Genomic DNA, 22,195 nt, shown 5'->3' with positions numbered 1-22,195 from the left:
AGAGGATAGAGGCGACGACAGCGACGCCCGGAGCCTACTCCAGAGATTTCGAATAGTCCCTGATAATGATGAACGGAGGCTGAGCGACGTTCAGGTCAGGCGCCGCGTTGCGGCAGCAGTTTGCGGCGCTGGCGCGAGATCGCCAGCGGGCTTCCGTCGGCGCCCCAGGCGGTCGCCTCGTCCACCGTCCAGCCCAGGCCCAGGTCCAGCATCCGGAACTCGAAGAAGGCCCAGCCCTCGGGCGCTGTTTCAGGCGTCGGGTCGGTCAGGATGTCGATGCGCAGATCGACGGTGGTCATGGGCGCGGGCGTCGAGGAGGCGGTCCAGGCCGGGGGATAGAGGGCGTCCAGCAGATAGCAGAGGCCGACCTCGTCCAGCGGGCGGCGGTCAGCCATCCGCATCCAGGTGCGTTCGATCACCGGCTTGCCGGCATTGCCGCCCAGAATGTTAGGCCCGCCGTCGAACCGGTATTCGACGTGCTGGGCGAAATGGGGCGACATCGGCCCCCGGATGGTGGCGGCGGGGTTCAGGCCGTCCAGCGAGGGCGGCGGCCGATGAAGCGGGGCGAGCGGCGGGGCGTCGCCGTCCAGCCCGTAGGTTCCGGTGGCGTGATGGGTCATGCGGCCGTCCTGCTCGGCCTCGACCGCCGCATAGATCACATTGCGGCCGCCGCGCAGCAGGCGCGGACGAAAGGCGACCTGCTCGCCGAAGCGGGCCGCCGACAGATACTGAACCGATAAGGTGCGCAAGGGCGCGGTCAGGGACAGGCCCTGGCGCATCGCCTGGGCGCACAGGGCCGCCAGCAGGCCGCCGAAGGGAAAGCCCTTCTCCGGCGGCAGGCCGGACGGTCCGTTGGAGAAATGACCGGGAACGGGCGCCGAAAGGCCGCCGTCGTCCAGGGTGTGGAAGGCCAGGGCGGCGTCGAGGGAGATGGGGTGGGTCGTATCGGCCATGGGCGCCATCCTGCGTCAGGCGAAGAAGGGACGGAAGGCGCTGCGTTCTGGAGGGGGCGCAGGTCCATTGCCAAACAAGACTGACTGAGCCGGTTCGGATTGGCAACCCTCTTGCCAACCGCCTGACGCGGGGTCACTTTTGTCGCATGGGACGCACCGCAGACTACAGCCGCCAAAGCTGCTCCATCGCCGCCACCCTGGAGGTGATCGGCGATCCGTGGACCCTGCTGGTCATCCGCGACGCCTTCAACGGGGTCAGCCGGTTCGAGCAATGGCAGGACAATCTGGGCGTGGCGCGCAACGTCCTGGCCGCGCGTCTAAAAAGCCTGGTCCAGCACGGGGTGCTGGAGCCGCGCCCCTATTCCGAACGGCCCCCGCGCAACGAATATGTGCTGACGCCCAAGGGCAAGGATCTGTACGGGGTTCTGGTGACCCTGCACGGCTGGGGCGCCAAACACGTCTATGGCGAGACCGACTGCGGCATCGACATGGTCCACTCGACCTGCGGCGCCACCCTGACCCCGCGCATCGCCTGCGGCTGCTGCGGCGAGATCGTCAAGCCGAGGGACATCCGGCTGACGCGGGCGGAGAACCGGCCGACGGTGGGGGATGTGATGCCGAAGGATGATGAGGCGGCTTAGGGCGGCCGTCGAGGACGGGTTTGAGAGCGGGACAGGGGGCTTTGGTTGGACAAGTTCAGTCGGCGTCCTAACAGGAAGGCTCGTGTTCAGAACACCGTGCTGGCCCTGTCGGCCTTTACCTTTGCCGGTGGTTGCTTCGGCGTCCTGATCGCCTTCGGCAACGCCGCCATTCCCTGGTTTTTCGGCCTCTATGCGTTCTGCTGGACTTTGGGATTCCTGTTTTGGCAGCAGAGGTTTGTTCGAAACTACTTTCGCTGGAGGTCCAGAACGCGTCTTCAAAGCCAGCAAGGTCCAGGATTTTCAACACTAGAGCTGGCCGCTATCGAACAATTCCTTGATCGAGCCGGTCCTCAGGAGGCCGCCGCACGCCGACATTTCGAGCAGGCGGAAGTCGTTTCCCGCTACAATTCAGGCACCGGCGGAGTCACTGCGATAAGAAGTTCGCAACCTTGGCCTTGGACGAAACCCGCAACGGACAATGTGTCCTGGTTTCACATTGATCAGTTGAATGCCGTTGTGGGGTGCCAATTTTGGCCTGGGCCGGCTGAGGGTCTGTCGATCCTTGAGATTTTTGCGGGAGACACAAACACGGCCCAGTTGGACTGGATGACAGTGACTTTCCGAGGGGCGGATGATGGTCTGCCGCATCCGCCGGCTCCCACCTTCGCCCCCATCATTAGCGAGCCTCGCTGGGTAACCTGGCGCCCGGAGCCCTGACGACGAAAGCCGGCCCCACCCTGCGGTGAAACCGGCTCCCGTCATCCCTTGACGCACACCACCTGACGCACGGTGTGCACGACCTCGATCAGGTCGGTCTGGGCCGCGATGACCGCGTCGATGTCCTTATAGGCCATCGGGGTTTCGTCGATCACCTCGGCGTCCTTGCGGCATTCCACGCCCTCGGTGGCGCGGACGTGGTCCTCGATCGTGAAGCGGCGCTTGGCTTCGGTCCGGCTCATGGCCCGACCGGCGCCGTGCGAGCAGGTGCAGAACGAATCCGCATTGCCCTTGCCGCGGACGATGAAGGACTTCGCCCCCATCGAGCCGGGGATGATGCCCAGTTCGCCGTCCTTGGCCGACACGGCCCCCTTGCGGGTCAGGAAGACGTCCTTGCCGAAATGCTTCTCCTTGGAGACGTAGTTGTGGTGGCAGTTCACCGCCTCCTGCGTCGTCTCCAGATCCGGCCAGAAGGCCTTCAGCACCCCGAGCACGCTGTCCATCATCACCTCGCGGTTGGCGCGCGCGTATTTCTGCGCCCACGACACCGCCCGCACATAGTCGACGAAGCCGTCCGTCCCTTCCGGGAAATAGGCCAGGTCCTGGTCGGGCAGGTTGATGTGCCAGCGGCGCATCTCGTGCTTGGCCCGTTCGATGAAATAGGTCCCGAACCGGTTGCCCACCCCGCGCGAGCCGGAGTGAAGCATCACCCACACGTCGCCCGCCTCGTCGAGGCACAGCTCGATGAAGTGGTTGCCCGTGCCCAGAGTGCCCAGGTGGCCGAAGCCGCGCGGGTGCGCCGCCTTGGGGTGTTTTTCCACCACGGCGTCATAGCCCGCCTTCAGATCGGCCCAACGGGTGACCGCCGAGGCCGGCGGTTCGGCCGCCCAGGCGCCCTTGTCGTTGCGCCCGCCGTTGTCGGTGCGGCCGTGCGGAACGGCGGCCTCGATGGCGGAGCGGATGGCCGACAGGTCGTCGGGCAGGTGTTCGGCGCGGATCGAGGTCCGCACCGCCATCATGCCGCAGCCGATGTCCACGCCCACGGCGGCCGGGATGATGGCTCCCACGGTCGGGATCACCGACCCCACCGTCGCGCCCATGCCCCAGTGCACGTCCGGCATGACCGCGACGTGCTTGTGGATGAACGGCAGCGAGGCCACGTTCTTCAGCTGTTTCAGCGCCGCATCCTCGATGGGCACCCCTCGGGTCCAGGCCTTGATCGGCACATGGTCCGGGGTTTCGATTACGTCATAACCACGCATGGCCGACGTCTCCTTCTCTGTCTGTGATCCTCCCGGACCGGCGAGAAAAGGAGCCCCGCAGACGCAAGAAACCCCTCCGGCCGGAAGCGGGAGGGGTTTCTGGAAAGCCGAAGTCGATAGACCCGCTGCTCCCTATGCGCCCCTCACGCACGCGCCCTCGCCTTGGACCGACAGGCGGTCCAAGCTCTTGGGCGCGTTCATGGCGACGTATTGGGCGAACATGGGTGTCTCTTCTTCGGAGGCGGCCGGATACACGGCCAAGGCGGTGCGCGGCAACCCCTGATCCCAAAAAACCTGATGCTGCCGCTTTCTGTCAGCATCTCTGCTAGGCTCGCGTCGTGTCCCGGTCCGAACGCCTGCTTGATCTTCTGAACGCCCTGCGGCGACGACGCCAGCCGGTCAGCGGTCGCGCGCTGGCCGAGGAGATGGGGGTCAGTCTGCGCACCCTGTATCGCGACATCGCCAGCCTGCAGGCGCAGGGGGCGACGATCGAGGGGGAGCCGGGGGTCGGCTATGTGCTGAAGCCGGGCTATCTGCTGCCGCCGCTGATGTTCACGCCGGAGGAGGTGGAGGCCCTGGTGCTGGGTTCGCGCTGGGTGGCGGACCGGGCCGATGCGCGGATGCGGGACGCCGCCCTGGGGGCGCTGGCGCGGATCGCGGCGGTCCTGCCCCCGGATCTGCGCGACGAGATGGAGACCTCGGCCCTGCTGGTCGTGCCGGGGGCGCCGTTTCCGACCGATCTGGTCGATCCCGCCCTGTTGAGAAAGGCGATCCGCACCGAGCGGCGGCTGAGGCTGTGTTACCGCGACGAGGCGGGCAAGGCGTCAGAACGGGTGGTCTGGCCCTTCGCCCTGGTCTTCTTCGACCGGGTGCGGCTGCTGCTGGCCTGGTGCGAGTTGCGACAGGATTTCCGCAGTTTCCGCACCGACCGGATCGTCGAGGCGGAGGTGACGGAGGCCCGCTATCCCGCCCGGCGTCAGGCCCTGCTGAAGACCTGGCATGAGGCGCAGGAAAAACGGGCGGAAGCAGGATCATGCTGACAGGAACTGGCAGCAGGGCGGTCTAGGTTTGTTCTCGCAAAAACCGGAGGGCGCATGACCGAGATCGAAGACATTCCACTGAGCGTCGCCGACCCGGAGGCCGCGGCGCGCTTCTACGCCCGGCTGCTGCGGCGAACGCCGCTGGAAGCGGGGCCGGATCGCGCCGTCTTCATTCTGTCGACCCGGCGGACGCTGAGCCTGTGGCGTTCGGCACAGCCGGCGTCTCGACCGGGAGACGCCCTGGAACTGCGCATGAAGGCGCCGTCCGTGGTGGATGAACTGCATATGGACTGGTGGGATCGCGGCGCGCGGATCGTCTTGCCGCCGATGGACACCCGTCAGGGGCGGGCCTTCGTCGCGAGCGATCCCGACGGCAACCGCATCCGGGTCTTCGCCGCCGGCTAGACCGCGGGTCGGCGCGCGGGCTGACGTGGAATCTCCAGGGTGAAGAGGGAGCCGCCTGCGACGGTGTTACGGTGAAGGGCGAGCCCGCCGTGAGCCTCCGCGATCGCCCGGACGACCGCCAATCCCAGGCCCGAGCCCGTGGCCGATGGGTCGCGCTTGAAGGGGTGAAAGATGTGGGCGGCGCGATCGGCGTCTATGCCGGGGCCGCTGTCCTCGATCGAAATCCGGGCGAAGGCGCCGAAGGTGGCCGTGCGGATCACCAGCGGACCCGGAACGGCGTGTCGCCGCGCGTTTTCGAGCAGGGCCAGGGCGGCCTGTCTGAGGCGTGTCGGATCGCAGACGGCCAGGGCGGGCTCCAGGCGCCACTGGGCTTCGAAACCGGCGGCGCTCAGGCTGGGCTGTACGATTTCGCGCAGGGCGCCGATCTCTTGGGACAGATCGACCGCCTCAAGCTGGAGATCCAGGTGGTTGCTTTCGGCCAGGCTGACCACCCGCAGATCCTCGACGATGCGCGCCAGGCCCTCGATCTGACGCCTCAAACTGGTCAGGGTGTGATCGTCGATCTGGAACACCCCGTCGGCGACGCCCTCCAGACGTCCCTTCAGAATGGTGACCGGGGTGCGCAATTCGTGGGCGATCTTGGCGTTCCAGGCGATGCGTTCCTCGGCGTGCGCCTGAAGCCGTTGCGCCATTCGGTTGAAGTCTTCGACCAGTTGGGCGGTTTCGCGAAGGGCGCGTTTGCCGACGGTGGCGCGAGCGGTCAGGTCGCCCTCTGAAATCCGTTGGGCCGTAATAGCCAGGGACGCGAGTGGAAGGACGATCTGCCGAGCCAGCAGGGCGCCGGCCATGACGGCCAGGCCGATCGCCGTCAGGACCGCTGCAACGATGACCGCATAGTCGACGGCCTGGGGCTTCCAGTGATGCGGCGCGGCGACCACGCCGGGATGGTTTTCAAACACCCAGGCATAGACGAAGAAGGCGCAGAACGCGCTGAGGATGAAGCCGGTCAGGGTGACCAGGCCGATCCGAGCCGCCACATTGCGCCCTATGCCGTCGGTCAGGGGCAAGCGTCAGGCTCCAGCCGGTAGCCGACGCCCCGGACATTGGCGACCAGACCGACGGCGCCGGCGGCCTCCAGCTTGCGTCGAAGATGGCTGAAATGGCTGTCGATCGTGCGTTCCTGAACGTCCTGGTTCGGGAAGCAGGCGTCCAGGATTTCGGCGCGGGTGAAGACCCGCAACGGAATCCGCGCCATATGGGCCAGCATTTTGAATTCGGTCAGGGTGAGGTCCAGGCGTCGACGTCCGTCGGCCGTGATCACGGCGGCGAGATAGTTCTCCAACTGGACCTCGACCGGTCCGACCCGCAGCACCTTGGCGTCGGGCGCGCCGACGGTGCGGCGGAGAATGGCGTGGACGCGCGCGACGACCTCCACGGGTTTGAACGGCTTGACGATATAGTCGTCAGCGCCGATGCGGAGCGCCTGGAGCTTGTCCAGATCCTGGTCCAGGGCCGTGACCATGATGACCGGCGTCTCTCCGCGCCGGCGCAGTTCGCCCAGGACGTCCCAGCCGTCGCGATTGGGCATCCGCACGTCCAGCAGCACCATGTCGGGCTTCAGAGAGGCATGGAGATCAAGCGCCTGCTGCCCGTCCGAGGCGGTCGCGGTTCGAAAGCCCTCGCGACGCATATAGGCGTCCAGAATTTCGACGATTTCGCCTTCGTCATCGGCGATCAAGACAAGACTGCTCATGAAACCTCCGTCCTCCGCCATCGCGCCGCGCGCCCGGTCCGTCCAGCAGAACCATGCGGCTTCGGACAAACTTCATCCGGTCTCCACAAAATCTGGATAATCCGACAAAGAAAACCCCCTCCCGCGCTGGGCGGGAGGGGGCGAACTGACCGGGAGGAGGACGGTCAGTAGGAGGCGCGCAGCTCGATGCCGAAAGAGCGCGGGTTGTTGAAGTTGCCGTAGTCGCCCAGGGTGCCCCGGTTCGAGGGGTCGCGGCGGTAGACATAGGTCTCGTCCAGCAGGTTGCGCGACCACAGGGCCACTTCCAGATCGGGGCCGCCTTCACGGGTGGCGATGTCGGCCACCGCGATGCGGGCGTTCACCAGGAACGAGGAGTCGTTCTTGATTTCGAACTGGTCGAAGCTGTGGCTGGCGTCGGCGTAGTTGGCGTCGATGTGAGCCTTCAGCGTCGCGCCCATGAAGGGCGAGTTCCAGTCTGCGGCCACGCTGGCGGCGTTCTCAGGCGTATAGGCGATGAACACCTTCTGCACCTGATTGTTGAACGGGTTCACCGTGTCCGGGATCTTGGCGTCCGTATAGGCGTAGGAGGCCGACAGCGTCAGATAGTCGTTGGCGCGGAACTGGCCTTCCAACTCCAGGCCCCGGATCTTGGTGGTGCCGGGGGCGTTGATCGTTTCCAGCGTGTTGCGGGTCGAGGCGCCGATCACGGTGACAAGGCTGAAGTCGATCTGGCTGTCGGTGCGGTCCATCGCATAGACGGCCGCGTTCAGCCGCACCCGACGGTCGAACAGGTCGCTCTTCAGGCCCAGCTCATAGGCCTTCACCTCTTCCGGATCGAAGGAGCGATAGGTCAGCGAGCGCGACGAGGCGCCGCCGGCCCGATAGCCGGTCGAATATTTGCCGTAGACGTTGACGCTGTCGGTCAGGTCATAGGCCAGGGTGACCAGCGGATCGAACCGATCGACCGAGGTGTTGAAGTTGAGATTGGTCGGGGCGTTGTTCACCATCTCCAGCTTGCCGTCCTTGTCATCCCAGGTGTAGCGGCCGCCGACCGTCAGGTGCAGGGCGTCCAGCTGGGCCGGGGTCCAGGTCGCCTGACCATAGACCGCCTTGGATTCGGCGTGAGCCGTCGACTTGCGGTCGAGCGAGCGGGAGCCGCGGATGGTCGGGGTGGGGTCCAGGATGGTGTAGCCCGTGCCGTCGGCGTTCCATTGGTTCGTCGAAGGCGTGGCCGCATCGTCCGACACGGTTTCCTTGAAGTAGAAGACGCCGCCGACATAGTCGATGCTGTCGCCCAGCGAACCGACCGCCTGGACTTCCTGGCTGAACTGGTGCTGCCAGAAGCCGGCCAGGGAGTAGCGCGAGAACTTGCCGTTCGGGCCGGTCACCGGCGGACGGTGGGCGCCGGCGATATTGTCGTACTGCTCGACGTCCAGGTCGCGATAGGCGGTGATCGAACGCAGCTCCAGCGCGTCGCTGGGGCGATAGGACAGATGCAGATCCGTCCCGCGCGTGTCATCGACGCTCCACTGCTGAGGCACGCCGATGTCGGCCTGCGTCATGCGCTCCGAACCCTCGACCTGCACCAGGGGCGACAGGGCGCGGATTGAGCCGCTCGGCACGGTGGCCGAGGTCCACGGCACGACCGTCAGGCCGTTCGGGTTGAAGTTCAGCAGCTGGCTGTAGAACGGGGTGTTCTTGTCCTTGCCGATGTCGGCCGCCAGATCGGCGGTGAAGTTTTCGGCCGGGGTCCAGCGGGTCTGGAAGCGCAGACCGCGGCGGTCGTATTGGCCAAAGCCCGTCTCGCCCGGCAGGATGTTCTTGGTGGCCGGTCCCTGAACCGCGATCACGCCGTCCACCTTGAAGGCGAAGTCGCCCAGGGCCGGAAAATCGACGTGCAGTTCGGAGTTGTAGGAGTCCAGGTTGCCGACGCCGGCGACGGCGCGCATGCCGAACTCGCCCGTGGGCTTCTTGGTCACCAGCGACAGGGCGCCGCCTTCGGTGTTGCGGCCGAACAGGGTGCCTTGCGGCCCCTTCAGGACTTCCACCCGTTCGATGTCGAGCAGGGCGGAAGCGAGGCCGTGCTGACGCGCCAGATAGACGCCGTCGACATAGACGCCGACGCCCTGTTCGCGGGCGGGTTGGTTGGCGTCGTTCGGCACAATGCCGCGAATGCCGATGGTTAGGGCCGATTGGCGCGCTTCAAAGGTGGCGACGCGAAGGCTGGGCACAGCGCCGTCGGCCAGATCCATCAGGCTCTGAACGTGGCGGTTTTCCAGCGATTCCGAACCCATGACCGAGATGGAGATCGGCGTGTCTTGCAGATTGGTTTCACGCTTGGTGGCGGTGACGACGATGTCGGCCAGGCCGGTCGGCGTCGGATCGACGGCGACGGGATCGCTGCCGGCGAAGGCGGAAACGGGCGCGGCGAGAAGCGCGGTCCCCAGCAAAAGCTGGAGGCGGAGTTTGTTTTGACGTTGCATTTATTTCCCCTGCTTGGTCAGGCCGGGGATTAGGGCATTACTGCAATGATCAGTTTAAAGAAATATAACGCACTCGTGCATTATTGTTGAATAGGGTCTCAATCAGTATTCGACGAAAATCAACTCAAAATCCACCCGATCTCCACAATTGTCTAGGCTGTCGCTACGGCGGTCGTGTCGCGGATGAAGCCGCCGCCCAGGACGCGGTCGGGGTCGGTCGAATCGTACAGGGCGCAGGCCTGGCCGGGGGCGACGCCTTCCTCGCCTTCGTCGAAAACCACGCAGACGTCGCCGTCGATCAGGGCCAGACGGGCGGGGGAGGACTGGCGGGTCGAGCGGACACGGGCGAGGACGGGGAGGCCGGACGCAGCGGCCTCCTGGATCGTGGCCTCGTCGCCCAGCCAGTTGGTTTCTTCCAGCGTCAGAGACGCGGTCAGCAGGGCTTCGCGCGGGCCGACGACGACGCGGCGGGTTTCGGGCTCCAGCCTGACGACGAACAGGGGCTCGCCCACCGCGACGTTCAGGCCCCGGCGCTGGCCGATGGTGTAGTCGGTGATGCCGGCATGGCGTCCCAGCACCCGACCGTCCATGTGCACGATCTCGCCGGCCTCGCGCCCTTGCGGGCGCAGGCGGTCGATCAGGGTGCGGTAGTCGCCGGAGGGCACGAAACAGATGTCCTGGCTGTCCGGCTTGGCGGCGATCTTCAGCCCCAGTTCGGCGGCGACGCCGCGCACCTGGGGCTTTTCCAGATCGGCCAGCGGAAAGCGCAGATAGTCGAGCTGGTCCTGGGTGGTGGCGAACAGAAAGTAGGACTGGTCGCGCGAATGGTCGACCGCCTTGCGCATCTGCGAGCGATTGCCGACGGCGGCGCGGCGGACGTAGTGGCCCGTGGCCATGGCCTCGGCGCCCAGGTCGCGGGCGACGTCCAGCAGGTCGCGGAACTTGACCGTCTGATTGCAACGGATGCAGGGGACCGGGGTCTGGCCCTTCAGATAGGAGTCGGCGAACTGGTCGATCACCGCGTTCTTGAACCGGCTTTCATAGTCCAGGACATAGTGGGGGATGCCTATGGTCTCGGCGGCTAAACGGGCGTCGTGAATGTCCTGGCCCGCGCAGCAGGCGCCCTTCTTCTTCAGGGCCGCGCCGTGGTCGTAGAGTTGAAGGGTCACGCCGACGACGTCATAGCCCGCCTTGTGCAGCAGGGCGGCGACGACGGTGGAATCGACCCCGCCGGACATGGCGGCGACGACGCGCGCTCCGACCGGCAGGCCGACCGCCGCCCGAGCGCTCTCGACCGCCGCATCCATGTCAGTGCGGCGGATGTCGGGAACGGGGCAGAGATCTTCGACCAGGGTCATGGCCGCCATTTAGTGCGGAACCGGCGCGATTTCGAGGCTGGGAAACGAAAAGGGCCGCATCCGTCGCCGGACACGGCCCTCTTCGTCTTCGGGGAGAAGCCTTAGGAGCGGTAGCTCTGGATCCGCGTCGTGCGCAGGCCCTGCATGCCCCATTTGTCGATGGCCTTCTGCCAGGCGAGGAATTCTTCCGCCGTCAGGCGGTACTTCGCCAGGGCGTCGTCCAGGCTGAGCAGGCCGCCGCGAACGGCGGCGACGACCTCGGCCTTGCGGCGGATCACCCACCGGTCCGTGTTGGCCGGGGGCAGATCGTTCAGGGTCAGGGGCGTGCCAGTCGGTCCGACCACGTATTGTTCGCCTTTGCTATTCAGGCGTCGCTCTTGCAACATGGGCTTATGCCTCTTTCACCATCACCGTAGTGAGATGACTGTAGGCCTGCCCCTCTAAGGTCGGTTTAAGCGTCGTGGTGAAGAAACGGATAAAATCCGACCTCGCCAGAGGGACTCTGTAAACCTTGCTTGAGCGACGATTCATTAGAACTAACGGTTACTTACTGGCCGATCAGCGTTTGATGTTGATCAGTTCAGCGAGCATTTCGTCCGCCGTGGTGATGATCTTGGACGAGGCGGAATAGGCGCGCTGGGTCGTGATCAGGCCGGTGAATTCCGCCGACAGATCGACCGTGGAAGACTCCAACTGCTGGGCGGCGACCTTGCCCGCGCCGCCGGTGCCTGCGGCCTTCAGATTGTAGGTGCCGCTCTCAAGGCTGACCGCATAGGCGTTGCCGGACACCTCCTTAAGGCTGTCGGGGCTGGGGAAGGTGGCGATGGCGACCTGGGCGATCCGACGCATCACGCCGTTGTCGAAGATGGCGGTGACGAAGCCGCCCTCGTCGATGGTGATCTCGCTCAGATTGCCGAAGGCCGTGCCGTTGGTGACCGTCGATTGGACCACCGAGGCGGTGTTCAGCTGGCTTAGGCCGCCCGCGGAGGTGTTCAGGTCCAGGGTCACGGTCTGGGCCGCGATGCCCAGGCCGTCGGCCCATTTGACCTTGCCGTTGTCGCTCGGATCAGCGGGGTCGATCGTATTGTTCGGATCGGATTCCAGGAAGTTCAGGCTCGCCTGTTCCGGATCGTCGAACAGCCCCTTGCCTGCGGGCCAAGCCTGCATGGTCTCGATATCCAGGCGGCCTGAGGGGGTGAAGGCGATAAGGCCGGTCTTGATCTGACCGTGGGAGTAGGGCGCGCCGGTGACGACGTCGCTGGCCGGCACGGCCACCACTTCCGCATACCATTGGTTCGGTTCGGCGCTCTTCAGGAAGCGGATTTCCAGGTTGCGCTGGCCGCCTTTCGAGTCCGACACCGGGATGTTCATCTTGAAGTCCGGCTTGACGCCCACCGGATTGTCGTCCTCGGCGTTGTACATGGCCATGGAGTTGGCCGAGGGGTCGTACTTGGTCTTGGCCACGCCGTCCGTCGACATGCCGATATCGGCGAAGTTGATCGCGAAGGGCGTGCCCGCGACAGGCGGCGTGCCGCTGGTCGGGGTGATGGTGAGGGCCGTCGCGGTTGCGGTGGCTGAACCGTTGCTTCCCGCAGTGGGGGTGAAGCCCGTCAGGGCGCCGGCGGCGTAGGTCGCGGTGCCGGTGATCTTGGTGATGCCCGTCTTGATCGTCACCTGATAGGTGTTGGCGCCGGTGCGGACGTAGGAGACGTCCACATCATGTTCGACCGGCGGGGTGGCGGCGTCATCGACGCCGTTATAGCGATTGGCGGCGGCGGCGGAGGAAACCGTCTGGGTCGAACGCAGATTGGCGTTGATCTGAACCCGGGTCGTCGGTTCGGCGGTGCCGCCGACCTGGCCGATGTTGATCGAGCGCAGGCGCGACAGGTCGGACGGATCGGTCGAGATGTCGCCGTTCGAATCCACCGGCCAACCCTGAAGATAGAGGCCGGCGCTGTTCTTCAGATAGCCCAGATTGTCGACCCGGAAGGCGCCGGCGCGGGTGAACAGGCGGGTGTCGGTGGCGCCGACGTTCTCGGCCTGGGTGGTGGTGACGAAGAAGCCCTGACCGCTGACGGCCAGGTCGGTGTTCTCGGTCGTGCGCTGAAGCTGGCCTTCCTGGCTCACGAAGGAGCGGGTCGCCGACATCACGCCGCCGGCGGAATAGGAGCCGCCGGTCCGGGTCTGGCTGTTGACCAGGGTCTGGAACTCGCCCTGCGATCGCTTGTAGCCGACGGTGTTGACGTTGGCGATGTTCTGGGAAATCGCCGCCAGGGCGGCGGAGTTGGCGGCCAGGCCGGACACGCCGGCCAGCATTGCGCTGTTCAAGCTCATGAATACGCTCCTTGAATGGAAGTCATCGGGAAGGCGGCGGAGCGCATCATGCGGCCGCCTCCTCGGTCGGGACGTCCGGCTTCTCCGTATCGTCATTGTCTGCGCGATCCGTGATCTCGTTCAGCGAAATCACGGTCGAAAGCGGAAGGATGGAATCGCCGATCACCAGATAGGGGGCGCCGTCGTACATCTCGACGCCGGTGACGCGACCGCGGATCAGGGCCTGGCTTTCGACGGCGGCGCCCGCCTCGTTGGTGGCGCTGACCTTCAGGGTGTAGACACCGCCGTCGTCCAGCTGATCGCCCTGGGTCGTCTTGCCGTCCCAGACGAAGTCGTGCAGGCCCGTCGTCTTGTTCGGGGCGTCGCCTTCCCAGACGACCTTGCCGGCGCTGTCGACGACCTGCAGCTTCGCGCTCTCGGCGTTGGAGGCCAGTTCGTAGCTCCAAGTCGCCTTGCCTTCGTCCAGGGTGGTGGCGGTCCAGGCGGCGGTCACCTGTTTGCCAATATAGTTGGCGGCGTTGTCCAGGCCGCCCCCCGTCTGGGCGGCGACCAGGCTTTTCAGCAGGTCGTTGGTCAGCAGTTGCTGCTCGACGCCCGCCATCTGGGTCAGCTGGGCCGTGAACTCATTGGAATCCAGCGGCGACAGCGGGTCCTGGTTCTTCATCTGGGTGGTCAGCAGGGTCAGAAAGGTCTCGAAGTTCGAGGCCATCATCGCCTTGCCGCTGTTCAGGCGGCCTTGGGCGTCGACGGAAGAGATCGCGGTGGCCATGTGTCAGACCCTCACATCGACGCGGTCGCGCGTCTGGGAATGGTTGGTCCAGGCGCCCGGAGGCGGCGAGACGGGGAGATCGGTCTCGGCGGTCAGCCGGGCGGCGCCGGTGAATAGGGCCTGGCGTTGCTGGTGCTGACGCTCAAAGCCGCCGCCGGACGAGGAATCGCGCTGAGTAAAGTCGAGGGAGTCGTTCGACAGTTGGAAACCGGCGTCCTGAAGCTGGCGACGCAGTTCATCGGCCCGGCCGCGCAGTTCGGCGGCGGCGGCGGGATTGTCGAACGCCAGTCGAGCCGCCAGTTGGCCGTCGGAGCCGATCTCAAGGCTGACGTCGACCCGTCCCAGATCCTCGGGCGTCAGAACCATGTCGAACCGCGTCGAGCGGCCTTCCAGCTTGCGCGCCATCTGGGCGGCCAGATGGGCCGTGGTTTCGATGGTGGCGTGCGAGAGGGCGGAGGCGGACGGCGCCGGACCCGATCCTGCGAGGGTCTCCGCAGCGTGGGCCGTCTTGTGCCCTTCGATCGGCGTCGCCGCATCGGAGGGGGCGGGAGGAACTGACGGAACGGCGGCCTCGGCCGACGCCGCAGCGGCGGGAGCCGCGGTCTGAGCCGAGGACGAAGGCGAGGATGGCGCCGCCGGCGCCGCCTGGGCTGAGGCCGCAGCCGTGTCGGCGTTAGACAACGAGCCGGCCGGGAGCGCCTCGGCCGAGGCCGGCGTGGGAGACGACTCTGCCGCCGGACGACGCTGAGGCGCCGGTTGCGGCGTCGGCTGCGGTGACGTGGAGCCGGCCTTGGCGAGGCTGTCTCGGGACGCCGCCTCGGCGGTCGCAGGCGTCGCGGCGTTCACGGACGTCTGCGCCGTCTGCTCTTCGGCGGGGACGGCCGCCGTTTCGATCGCTGCGATCGCCTCCAGGGCATCGGCCGCCGTCAGGACGGACGCGACGATCGGAGCCGCGGGCGACGCCGGCGCTACTGCAGGCGCAGGCGTGATCGCCGGGCGAACCGTGACCTTGACGTCCAGTCGGGTCGGGTCGATGTCGGGTTTCGCCCCAAGGTCTGGAGCGAGGCTCTGGACGGGGGGCGTCGCGGGCGATTGAGGCTTGGCCTCTTGAGCGACCTTGGCCCCCGTAACCGTAGGCTGTTCTGCGACCTTGGCCTCGAGGGGCGGGGGCGAGGAAGAGCTGGAGGCGAGGTCCGGCGTCGGCTTCATCGTCGCGCCATGTTCGATAGAGGCGGCCGCCTTCAGGGCCGCGGCGACGTCTGACGACGTCTCGGGCTTATCGGACGAAGGCGTCTTCGTGACGGAGACGGTTTCCATCGCGGCGGTCGGCGCTGTTTCAGGCTCGGCCTTCAATGCGATGTGAGCGATCGTCGATTGGACCGGCGCAGCGGGCGCGGCCTGGGTCGCCGACTGCGGGGCGGTCGTCATTGGCGTGGACGCGTCCTCTGGCCCGGCTGCCGTGCCGGCGGTCTCGCCGCTTACGTCGCCAGTTGCAGCCGCCTCTTCTTTGTTTGAGATCGACGGGAAAGAGACCAAGGACGCCGCCGGTTCGGCTGAGACGGTCGCTTGATCGACGCTGATCTCGGCCGTGTCGCCGGGCTGAAGGACCACAGGCGGCGGGGCAATCGGCGCCGGCGCAACCGGCGCAATCGGCGGAGCCGCGAGCGCCGCTTCCGTGTCGGACGCGGGCTCGACGGAGGCTTCAGGCAAGACGGGCGCGGGCGTACCGCCTGATGCCTCGGCGACCACGGGGCCGGGCTGAGCGGTCGCCGTCTCGACGACAGGGTCAGCGGTCTGCGCCGCGTCCTGTTCTTCCGCCATGACGACCACCAAGGACAGAAGCGTCGCCGCACGGTGGGCCGGTTCGACGGGCGTCGCCTCGGTCTTGCCCACGGCCTGAAGCACGTCCCCCAATTTCGAAGAGAACAGCCCAGCGGTTTCGTCGGTCACAGCGCCGGACGCAGCCTCTGGCGCTCCGGTCGAAACCGGAAGCGGGGCGGCGAACAGGGCGGATGCAGACGGCATGAGGGCGCAGGCGGCTTTCAGATGGGGCGGCGCCTGCTGCGCCTGGTGATTCCGTCAGCCCGTCGCAAGCCTCAGGCCAGTTCTTCATTCCTTGTTTTGTAAAGAAAAATCGCGCTCGCCCTACTCGTGTCGCTCATCAGCCTGGGCCTTTCTTGCCGTGCTTTCGCCCCTTTTTGCCCGGCGCCGATCGCCGTGAGGGCGCTGCAAGCTTACGGCGCGCCCGGTCGGCGCCGCCGACACAGCCGCAGTCTGGCCTGACCCTTGCGCCGCATCTTCACCATGAAGTCTGTGCTGTCAGCTATGTCGTTTAAAAACAACGCTCTCCCTGGGCGTCGACAATGCGTCGCCAGGCAAGATTTGCGCGCGACGGGGCAGGGGCTGCCGGGCGCCGGGTCGCCCGAGGCGAAGGGGATGCGTCCATGTCGCTGACGTCCATCATGAATATTGCGACGTCGGGCCTGCAGACGGCTCAGGCTCAGTTGCGGGTCACGTCGGACAACATCGCCAACGTCAACACCGCCGGCTATGTGCGGAAAGTCGTCGATCAGACTTCGGCGGTAACCCAGGGGCGCGGCGCTGGCGTCGACGCCGCGCGCGTTCGGCTGGCGACGGATCGCTTCCTTCAGGCCGCAGGCATGGCCGCCAAGTCGGATGCGGCGCGCGAGACCGTTCGCTACGAGCTTTACGATCAGATCCAGACCCAGTTCGGCGACCCCAGCGGCAACGGCGGCTTCTTCGCCGACATCGACAAGCTGTTCGCAAGCTACGCCACCCTGGCGGAAAGTCCGACGTCGTCGGCGGCGCGTCAGGACACCGTCTATAAGACCCAAGCTCTGTTCAATGAGGCCGCCGGCATCGCCGCCCAGATCCAGTCGGCGCGGCAGGAGGCGGACGGGCGGCTGCAAAGCGCGATCGAGACGGTGAATCCGCTACTGGAACAGATCGATACGCTGAACAAGACGATCTCGGCCGGGTCGATCATCAATCAGGACGTCACCGGCGCTCAGAACGCGCAACAGACGCTGATTAACGAGCTGTCCAAATATATGGACGTCAAGATCGAGCAGCGGCCGAACGGCGGCGTCACGGTGCGGACGGGCACCGGCATGACCCTGGTCGGCGACGGGCACGCCACCCTGTCCTATCAGGCGGCCGGCACGGTCGACGCCACGACCGCCTTCGCCGACATCATGATCACCGAGCCCAACGGCACGCGCTGGCCGCTGCTGGACGGGGTGTCGTCGGGTGAGATTCGCGGACTGATCGATCTGCGCGACACCGATGCGCCCAAGGCCGCGGCGCGGCTGGGCGAGCTGACGGCGAAGCTGGCCGATGAGATGAACCGCGCGCACAACGCCCACAGCAGCGTGCCGGCGCCGGCCAGTTTGAACGGGCGCAACACCGGCCAGTCGCTCGAAAACGCGCTGACGGGCTTCACCGGCAGCACCACCATCTCCGCCGTGAACAGCGCCGGGGTGGTGCAGGGGTCGGCGACGATCGTCTTCTCCGGCGCCACCATGACCATCAACGGCGTCGCGGCTGATCCGACCACCTTCCTGGCGACCTTGAACGCTCAGCTGGGCGGAACGGCCACCGCCACCTTCTCGGACGGCCGTCTGAGGCTGGAAGGGCAGGGCGGGAACGGAGTGGCCGTCGCCGACGACGCCGCGACGCCGAGCGCAAAGGGCGGGCGGGGCTTCTCCCACTGGTTCGGACTGAACGATCTGGTCAGCACGACCACGCCCACCTTCTATGAGACGGGTCTGACCCTGGCCTCGCAACACGGCTTCGACCCCGGCGAGAGCCTGACCTTCCGCATCGGCAGCGAGACGGGATCGCGTCTGCGCGACGTCACCGTGGCTGTGCCCGCCGGGACCGGCACGATGGGTGAGCTGCTGACCGCCCTGAACGATCCGGTCACCGGTATGGGACGCTACGGCGCCTTCAGCCTGGACGCCGCCGGCGCGCTCAGCTTCAGGGCCTATGACGGCGGCACGACGATGAGCATCGTCAAGGACGCCACCACCCAGGCGCCGTCGGGCCTGTCGATGTCGCAGCTGTTCGGCCTGGGCGGGACCGGGGCGACCCGCGCCGGCGCATATTCAGTGCGCAGCGACATTCAGCAGGATCCGGGCAAACTGGCCCTGTCCCAGTTCAATCTGTCAGCGGCGGCGGGCACGGCTGCGCTGAGCAAGAACGACGGGCGCGGCGGCCTGGCGCTGGCCGACGCCGGCAAGAAGAACGTCAACTTCGCCGCCGCCGGCGGTATGGGCGCCGCGACCAAGACGGTTTCGGCCTATGCCGCCGATTTCGCCGGCGACATCGGCGCCAAGGCGTCTGCGGCCAAGACCCGCAGCGAGACGGCCGAGGCCCTGGCGAAGGAGGCCGAAAGCCGCAGATCCTCCGCCGAGGCCGTGAACATGGACGAGGAACTGGTCAATATGACCACCTTCCAGCAGGCCTATAACGCCTCCGCCCGCCTGATCCAGGCGAGCAAGGACATGTACGACACCTTGATCGGGATCCTGAGATGACACGTGTCGCCACTCATGCGGGCTATCAGTCGGCCCTGTTGAACCTGATGAGCGCCCAGAGCCGGGCCCAGCAGGCCCAGGAGCGGATCGCCAGCGAAAAGATCGCCACCGACATGGCGGGCTACGGCCGCAGCGCCGAGCAGTTGACGACCCTGACCGCGACCCAGGAACGGCTGGAGGGCTTCATCGGCGCAGGCCAGAGCGCGGCGGCGCGGCTGGACGCGCAGGACCTGGCCATGGGGCGGATCTACGAAGGCGGCGCCGGCGCGCGCGAAGCCATCGCCAACTCCCTGGCGGCCGGCGGCGTGACCAATCTGATGACCGAGCTGCAACTGCACTATCAGACCATCCAAGGCGGGCTGAACGCTCAGCATCAGGGCAGCTATCTGTTCGGCGGCGGCAACAGCGACGACGCTCCAGCGACCGCCTCCACCATGGCTGATCTGGCCGCCGCTCCCTCCACGGCCTCGACCTTCGCCAATGACACCCTGAAACAGAAGTCGCGCATCGACGAGAACACCTTGGTCGAGACGGGCTTTGTGGCCAGCGAGCTGGGCGGCGGTCTGACGGACGTGTTTCGCACCATCCAATCCTACCAGAACGGCAATGCTGTCGTCATAGACGGCGTGACCTATACCCCCGCCGCGCCCGGTTCGATCACCGGCAAGCCGACCGCTGAGGTAGAGGCCTTTTTGAAGGCGACGCTGAAGGCTCTGGACGCCGCCAATACGGAAGTCACCAACCAGACCGCGAAGAACGGACTGGTTCAGAACCAGGTCAAGTCCGCGCTGGACGCCCATGAGTCGCAGAAGATCGCCTTGGAAAAGCTGATGAACGACAAGACGGGCTATGATCCGGCCCAGGCGGTCACTGATCTGCAGATGGCGCAGGTCGCGATACAGGCGTCGGCCCAGGTGATCAACACGCTGCGCAGCACCTCCCTGCTTGACCTGCTCCGTTAAGCCTTCCCCAAAATAGATTTAAAGCCACGCTGGACGGCGTCGCCGATTGGAACGTATCATGAACATATGGCGCGTCTCGATCTCCGAAAGAAGCTGTCGATCCTTGCAGATGCGGCCAAGTACGACGCCTCCTGCTCGTCGTCGGGGACGTCGAAGCGGGATTCGGTCGGCGGCAGGGGGATCGGTTCGACCGAGGGCATGGGCATCTGCCACGCCTATACGCCGGACGGGCGCTGCGTCAGCCTGCTGAAGATACTGCTGACCAATTTCTGCATCTACGACTGCGCCTATTGCATCAACCGGGCCTCGTCGAATGTGGAGCGGGCGCGGTTCAGCGTGGACGAGGTGGTGGACCTGACGCTGAACTTCTATCGCCGGAACTATATCGAAGGGCTGTTCCTGTCGTCGGGGGTCATTCGCAACAGCGACTATACGATGGAACAGCTGGTCCTGGCGGCTAAGACCTTGAGAGAGGTCCACGACTTCCGCGGCTATATCCACCTGAAGCTGATCCCTGAGGCCGACCCGAAACTGGTGGAGATGGCGGGGCTGTACGCCGACCGACTGTCGGCCAATATCGAACTGCCGCGCGACGAGGCCCTGGCGCGGCTGGCGCCCCAGAAGGACGTCGCGGTCATCAAGAAGGCGATGGGGCAGGTGCGGCTGGGCGTCGAGGCGGCCAAGCCGGGCAAGCGCGACAAGATCAAGCCGCCGAAGTTCGCACCCGGCGGTCAGAGCACTCAGCTGATCGTCGGCGCGGACGGGGCGCCGGACACTGAGATCCTGGACCGTAGCGCCTCGCTGTACGGCGGCTATGGGTTGAGGCGGGTCTATTATTCGGCCTTCAGTCCGATCCCCGACGCCAGCTCGGTCCTGCCGCTGTCGAAGCCGCCGCTGATGCGCGAGCACCGGCTGTACCAGGCGGACTGGCTGATGCGCTTCTACGGCTTTTCCGCCCCCGAGATCGGGGAGGGGACCGCCGGCGGGATGCTGGACCTGGCGGTCGATCCCAAGCTGGCCTGGGCGTTAAACCGGCGTGAGCAGTTCCCCGTCGATGTGAACCGGGCGCCGCGCGAGATGCTGCTGCGGGTGCCGGGCCTGGGGGTGAAGGCGGTGGACCGGATCGTGTCGGTGCGCCGGTATCGGACGCTGAGGCTGGAGGACGTCGGGCGACTGACCCGATCAGTGGACAAGGTCCGACCCTGGATCACCGCCCTGGACTGGACGCCCGGCGGCCTGACCGACGCGGCGGACCTTAGGGCGCGGGTGGCGACGGGGGCGCCGCAACAGTTGAGCCTATTCTGATGCGGACGGCGATGCTGGCGTCGGAAACGGATTTCGACGCCTGGAGGACGGCGGCGCGCGAGATGCGGTTGGCCGGAGTGGAGCCTGCGGCGGCGCGGTTCGTGGTCGAGGGGGCTGAGGCGTCCGGGCAGGGCGGGTTGTTCGACGAGCCGCCTATGGTCGCTCACCCGCCTGCCACGCCTCGTCATCCTCAAGGGGGGGGCGAGCGGAAGGAGAAGGGCTTCTCGGCGCCCGCCGCCTTCGTGGACCTGGCGCGCGAGGTGATCCTGCACCGCTCCGCCGACCGGTTCGATCTGTTGTACCGGCTGCTGTGGCGGCTGAGGGACGAACCGGACCTGATGAAGGTGATCTCCGACCCGGACGTAGCCGAGGCGATGGAGCGGGCCAAGACCGTCAGCCGGGCCTCGCACAAGATGAAGGCCTTCGTCCGGTTCCGGCAGGTCGAGGATGCGCGGGGCGAGGCCTGGGTCGCCTGGTTCGAGCCGCCGCATCGGGTGCTGGAGAAGACCGCCCCCTTCTTCCAGCGCCGGTTCCCGACCATGCGCTGGTCGATCCTGACGCCGGACGGCTCGGCGTTTTGGGACGGGGAGCAACTGGCCTTCGGGCCGCCGGCCACCCGCGACATGGCGCCGGCCGAGGACGAGATCGAGGCGTTTTGGAAGACCTATTACGCCTCGACCTTCAATCCCGCCCGGCTGAAGGTGAAGGCGATGAAGGGAGAAATGGCCAAGGGATACTGGAAGAACCTGCCCGAGGCGGGGCTGATCCCGGAACTGGTGGCCGCGTCGTCGGTTCGGACCGATGTCATGGTCGCCAAGCCCGCTCCTGAACCCAACGCCCGTTTCGCCCGAGTGATCGCGCCGGATCTGCACGCCGCGCGGCCCACAGCGGATGCGGTTCCCGACGATCTGAGCGAGGTCGAGCGCGGGGTGCAGGCCTGTCGCCGCTGTCCCCTGTATCGCGACGCCACCCAGGGGGTCTGCGGCGAGGGGCCCAGCGGCGCGCGTCTGATGATCGTGGGCGAACAGCCGGGGGATCAGGAGGATCTGGCCGGCCAGCCCTTCGTCGGCCCCGCCGGCGGGGTGCTGGACGCCGCCCTGGAAGAGGCGGGGATCGAACGCGCCGATGTCTATGTCACCAATGCGGTCAAACACTTCAAGCATGAGCCGCGCGGGAAGCGAAGGCTGCACAAGACCCCGAACGCGGGCGAGGTCCAGGCCTGCCGCTGGTGGCTGGACGCCGAGCGTCGCCTGATCCGCCCCAGGCTGGTCCTGGCCCTGGGGGCGACGGCGGGACTGGCGGTTCTGGGTCGCAAGCCGGCCGTGACGAAGGAGCGGGGGCGGGCCCTGCCTCTGGACGACGGCTCGGTCGGGATGGTCACCGTTCACCCCTCTTATCTGCTTCGCCTGCCGAATGCGGATTCGCGGGCGGAGGCGCGTCGCGGATTTGTCGATGATCTGATCGCCGCGCGTGGGCTTATAAGCCGGTCCTAGAACCAAACCGGGTCGGCGGCGTTTTAACACGCCGCCAGCGTGGCGGCTGGAGGGGTGATGAGGCGCGCAGGTTCGACACAGTGCACGGGGAAAGCACGGCGCCAATGTCATCGCACGTTGACTAAGGTCCAAGGCTTCACCATTAGCCGAGGCGGTATTTC

At 66.5% G+C, this 22,195-nt stretch carries 18 protein-coding genes; 8 read left to right on the top strand and 10 right to left on the bottom strand.

The window, feature by feature from the left end:
* Positions 1-95 precede the first annotated feature (95 nt).
* The gene (locus GGQ93_RS07435; RefSeq protein WP_183216044.1) at positions 96-953 is read right to left on the bottom strand and encodes an acyl-CoA thioesterase; all 858 of its coding nucleotides are present in this window, start codon (positions 951-953) and stop codon (positions 96-98) included.
* Between the two features lie 146 nt (positions 954-1,099).
* Here GGQ93_RS07435 and GGQ93_RS07430 point away from each other — a divergent pair, with 146 nt between their 5' ends.
* Positions 1,100-1,594, top strand: coding sequence for a winged helix-turn-helix transcriptional regulator (locus GGQ93_RS07430; RefSeq protein WP_054765210.1), 495 nt, complete (start codon positions 1,100-1,102; stop codon positions 1,592-1,594).
* Between the two features lie 45 nt (positions 1,595-1,639).
* Complete coding sequence (locus GGQ93_RS07425) at positions 1,640-2,311, top strand: hypothetical protein (protein ID WP_183216042.1); 672 nt, start codon at positions 1,640-1,642, stop codon at positions 2,309-2,311.
* A gap of 41 nt (positions 2,312-2,352) precedes the next feature.
* On the opposite strand, the gene GGQ93_RS07420 is transcribed toward GGQ93_RS07425, so the two are convergent.
* On the bottom strand, positions 2,353-3,573 hold the full coding sequence (locus GGQ93_RS07420; protein WP_054765212.1) for an RtcB family protein: 1,221 nt from the start codon (positions 3,571-3,573) through the stop codon (positions 2,353-2,355).
* Between the two features lie 338 nt (positions 3,574-3,911).
* Between GGQ93_RS07420 and GGQ93_RS07415 the strand changes: the two genes are divergently transcribed.
* Both GGQ93_RS07415 and GGQ93_RS07410 read left to right on the top strand, forming a co-directional pair.
* A complete protein-coding gene (locus tag GGQ93_RS07415) occupies positions 3,912-4,613 on the top strand; it encodes a helix-turn-helix transcriptional regulator (RefSeq protein WP_183216040.1) in 702 nt (233 codons plus the stop codon).
* Positions 4,614-4,667: 54 nt separating this feature from the next.
* Positions 4,668-5,018 carry a VOC family protein gene (locus GGQ93_RS07410; RefSeq protein WP_054765214.1) on the top strand — a complete coding sequence of 117 codons (351 nt, stop codon included), beginning with the start codon at positions 4,668-4,670 and terminating at the stop codon, positions 5,016-5,018.
* Here GGQ93_RS07410 and GGQ93_RS07405 read toward each other — a convergent pair.
* The 8 genes from GGQ93_RS07405 to GGQ93_RS16255 form a co-directional block, all read right to left on the bottom strand.
* Entirely contained in the window at positions 5,015-6,085 is a 1,071-nt protein-coding gene (locus tag GGQ93_RS07405; protein ID WP_054765215.1) for an ATP-binding protein, read from the bottom strand. The two genes, GGQ93_RS07410 and GGQ93_RS07405, sit on opposite strands and share 4 nt — an antisense overlap.
* Entirely contained in the window at positions 6,076-6,771 is a 696-nt protein-coding gene (locus GGQ93_RS07400; protein WP_152949828.1) for a response regulator, read from the bottom strand. Before GGQ93_RS07400 ends, GGQ93_RS07405 begins: the two co-directional genes overlap by 10 nt.
* Before the next feature lie 164 nt (positions 6,772-6,935).
* A complete protein-coding gene (locus tag GGQ93_RS07395) occupies positions 6,936-9,254 on the bottom strand; it encodes a TonB-dependent receptor (RefSeq protein WP_183216038.1) in 2,319 nt (772 codons plus the stop codon).
* Between the two features lie 152 nt (positions 9,255-9,406).
* A complete protein-coding gene (gene mnmA, locus GGQ93_RS07390) occupies positions 9,407-10,621 on the bottom strand; it encodes a tRNA 2-thiouridine(34) synthase MnmA (protein ID WP_183216035.1) in 1,215 nt (404 codons plus the stop codon).
* Positions 10,622-10,713: 92 nt separating this feature from the next.
* Complete coding sequence (gene sciP, locus GGQ93_RS07385; RefSeq protein ID WP_054765220.1) at positions 10,714-10,998, bottom strand: CtrA inhibitor SciP; 285 nt, start codon at positions 10,996-10,998, stop codon at positions 10,714-10,716.
* Between the two features lie 172 nt (positions 10,999-11,170).
* Positions 11,171-12,946: a flagellar hook protein FlgE gene (gene flgE / locus GGQ93_RS07380; protein WP_054765221.1), complete on the bottom strand. Its 1,776-nt coding sequence runs from the start codon at positions 12,944-12,946 to the stop codon at positions 11,171-11,173.
* 46 nt (positions 12,947-12,992) lie between these two features.
* Complete coding sequence (locus GGQ93_RS07375) at positions 12,993-13,715, bottom strand: flagellar hook assembly protein FlgD (protein WP_054765222.1); 723 nt, start codon at positions 13,713-13,715, stop codon at positions 12,993-12,995.
* A gap of 3 nt (positions 13,716-13,718) precedes the next feature.
* Positions 13,719-15,740 carry a flagellar hook-length control protein FliK gene (locus tag GGQ93_RS16255; protein ID WP_224764292.1) on the bottom strand — a complete coding sequence of 674 codons (2,022 nt, stop codon included), beginning with the start codon at positions 15,738-15,740 and terminating at the stop codon, positions 13,719-13,721.
* Positions 15,741-16,159: 419 nt separating this feature from the next.
* Here GGQ93_RS16255 and flgK point away from each other — a divergent pair, with 419 nt between their 5' ends.
* The 4 genes from flgK (at position 16,160) to GGQ93_RS07350 (ending at position 22,034) form a co-directional block, all read left to right on the top strand.
* The gene (flgK, locus tag GGQ93_RS07365; RefSeq protein ID WP_182713715.1) at positions 16,160-18,274 is read left to right on the top strand and encodes a flagellar hook-associated protein FlgK; all 2,115 of its coding nucleotides are present in this window, start codon (positions 16,160-16,162) and stop codon (positions 18,272-18,274) included.
* Positions 18,271-19,236 carry a flagellin gene (locus GGQ93_RS07360; RefSeq protein ID WP_152949832.1) on the top strand — a complete coding sequence of 322 codons (966 nt, stop codon included), beginning with the start codon at positions 18,271-18,273 and terminating at the stop codon, positions 19,234-19,236. Before flgK ends, GGQ93_RS07360 begins: the two co-directional genes overlap by 4 nt.
* Before the next feature lie 66 nt (positions 19,237-19,302).
* Positions 19,303-20,541: a putative DNA modification/repair radical SAM protein gene (locus GGQ93_RS07355; RefSeq protein WP_183216033.1), complete on the top strand. Its 1,239-nt coding sequence runs from the start codon at positions 19,303-19,305 to the stop codon at positions 20,539-20,541.
* Entirely contained in the window at positions 20,541-22,034 is a 1,494-nt protein-coding gene (locus GGQ93_RS07350) for a UdgX family uracil-DNA binding protein (protein WP_183216031.1), read from the top strand. Before GGQ93_RS07355 ends, GGQ93_RS07350 begins: the two co-directional genes overlap by 1 nt.
* The last annotated feature ends 161 nt before the right edge of the window (positions 22,035-22,195 follow it).

This window comes from Brevundimonas aurantiaca (assembly GCF_014199955.1).
GTDB lineage: Bacteria > Pseudomonadota > Alphaproteobacteria > Caulobacterales > Caulobacteraceae > Brevundimonas > Brevundimonas aurantiaca.
This window is presented reverse-complemented; position numbering and strand designations above follow the sequence as displayed.

What these genes read in the sequence shown, in the direction of transcription:
- GGQ93_RS07435 (WP_183216044.1), bottom strand. Translation starts at nt 953, where the DNA reads ATGGCCGATACGACCCACCCCATCTCCCTCGACGCCGCCCTGGCCTTC.
- GGQ93_RS07430 (WP_054765210.1), top strand. Translation starts at nt 1,100, where the DNA reads ATGGGACGCACCGCAGACTACAGCCGCCAAAGCTGCTCCATCGCCGCC.
- GGQ93_RS07420 (WP_054765212.1), bottom strand. Translation starts at nt 3,573, where the DNA reads ATGCGTGGTTATGACGTAATCGAAACCCCGGACCATGTGCCGATCAAG.
- GGQ93_RS07410 (WP_054765214.1), top strand. Translation starts at nt 4,668, where the DNA reads ATGACCGAGATCGAAGACATTCCACTGAGCGTCGCCGACCCGGAGGCC.
- GGQ93_RS07400 (WP_152949828.1), bottom strand. Translation starts at nt 6,771, where the DNA reads ATGAGCAGTCTTGTCTTGATCGCCGATGACGAAGGCGAAATCGTCGAA.
- GGQ93_RS07395 (WP_183216038.1), bottom strand. Translation starts at nt 9,254, where the DNA reads ATGCAACGTCAAAACAAACTCCGCCTCCAGCTTTTGCTGGGGACCGCG.
- mnmA (WP_183216035.1), bottom strand. Translation starts at nt 10,621, where the DNA reads ATGGCGGCCATGACCCTGGTCGAAGATCTCTGCCCCGTTCCCGACATC.
- sciP (WP_054765220.1), bottom strand. Translation starts at nt 10,998, where the DNA reads ATGTTGCAAGAGCGACGCCTGAATAGCAAAGGCGAACAATACGTGGTC.
- flgE (WP_054765221.1), bottom strand. Translation starts at nt 12,946, where the DNA reads ATGAGCTTGAACAGCGCAATGCTGGCCGGCGTGTCCGGCCTGGCCGCC.
- GGQ93_RS07375 (WP_054765222.1), bottom strand. Translation starts at nt 13,715, where the DNA reads ATGGCCACCGCGATCTCTTCCGTCGACGCCCAAGGCCGCCTGAACAGC.
- GGQ93_RS16255 (WP_224764292.1), bottom strand. Translation starts at nt 15,740, where the DNA reads ATGCCGTCTGCATCCGCCCTGTTCGCCGCCCCGCTTCCGGTTTCGACC.
- flgK (WP_182713715.1), top strand. Translation starts at nt 16,160, where the DNA reads ATGTCGCTGACGTCCATCATGAATATTGCGACGTCGGGCCTGCAGACG.
- GGQ93_RS07360 (WP_152949832.1), top strand. Translation starts at nt 18,271, where the DNA reads ATGACACGTGTCGCCACTCATGCGGGCTATCAGTCGGCCCTGTTGAAC.
- GGQ93_RS07355 (WP_183216033.1), top strand. Translation starts at nt 19,303, where the DNA reads ATGGCGCGTCTCGATCTCCGAAAGAAGCTGTCGATCCTTGCAGATGCG.
- GGQ93_RS07350 (WP_183216031.1), top strand. Translation starts at nt 20,541, where the DNA reads ATGCGGACGGCGATGCTGGCGTCGGAAACGGATTTCGACGCCTGGAGG.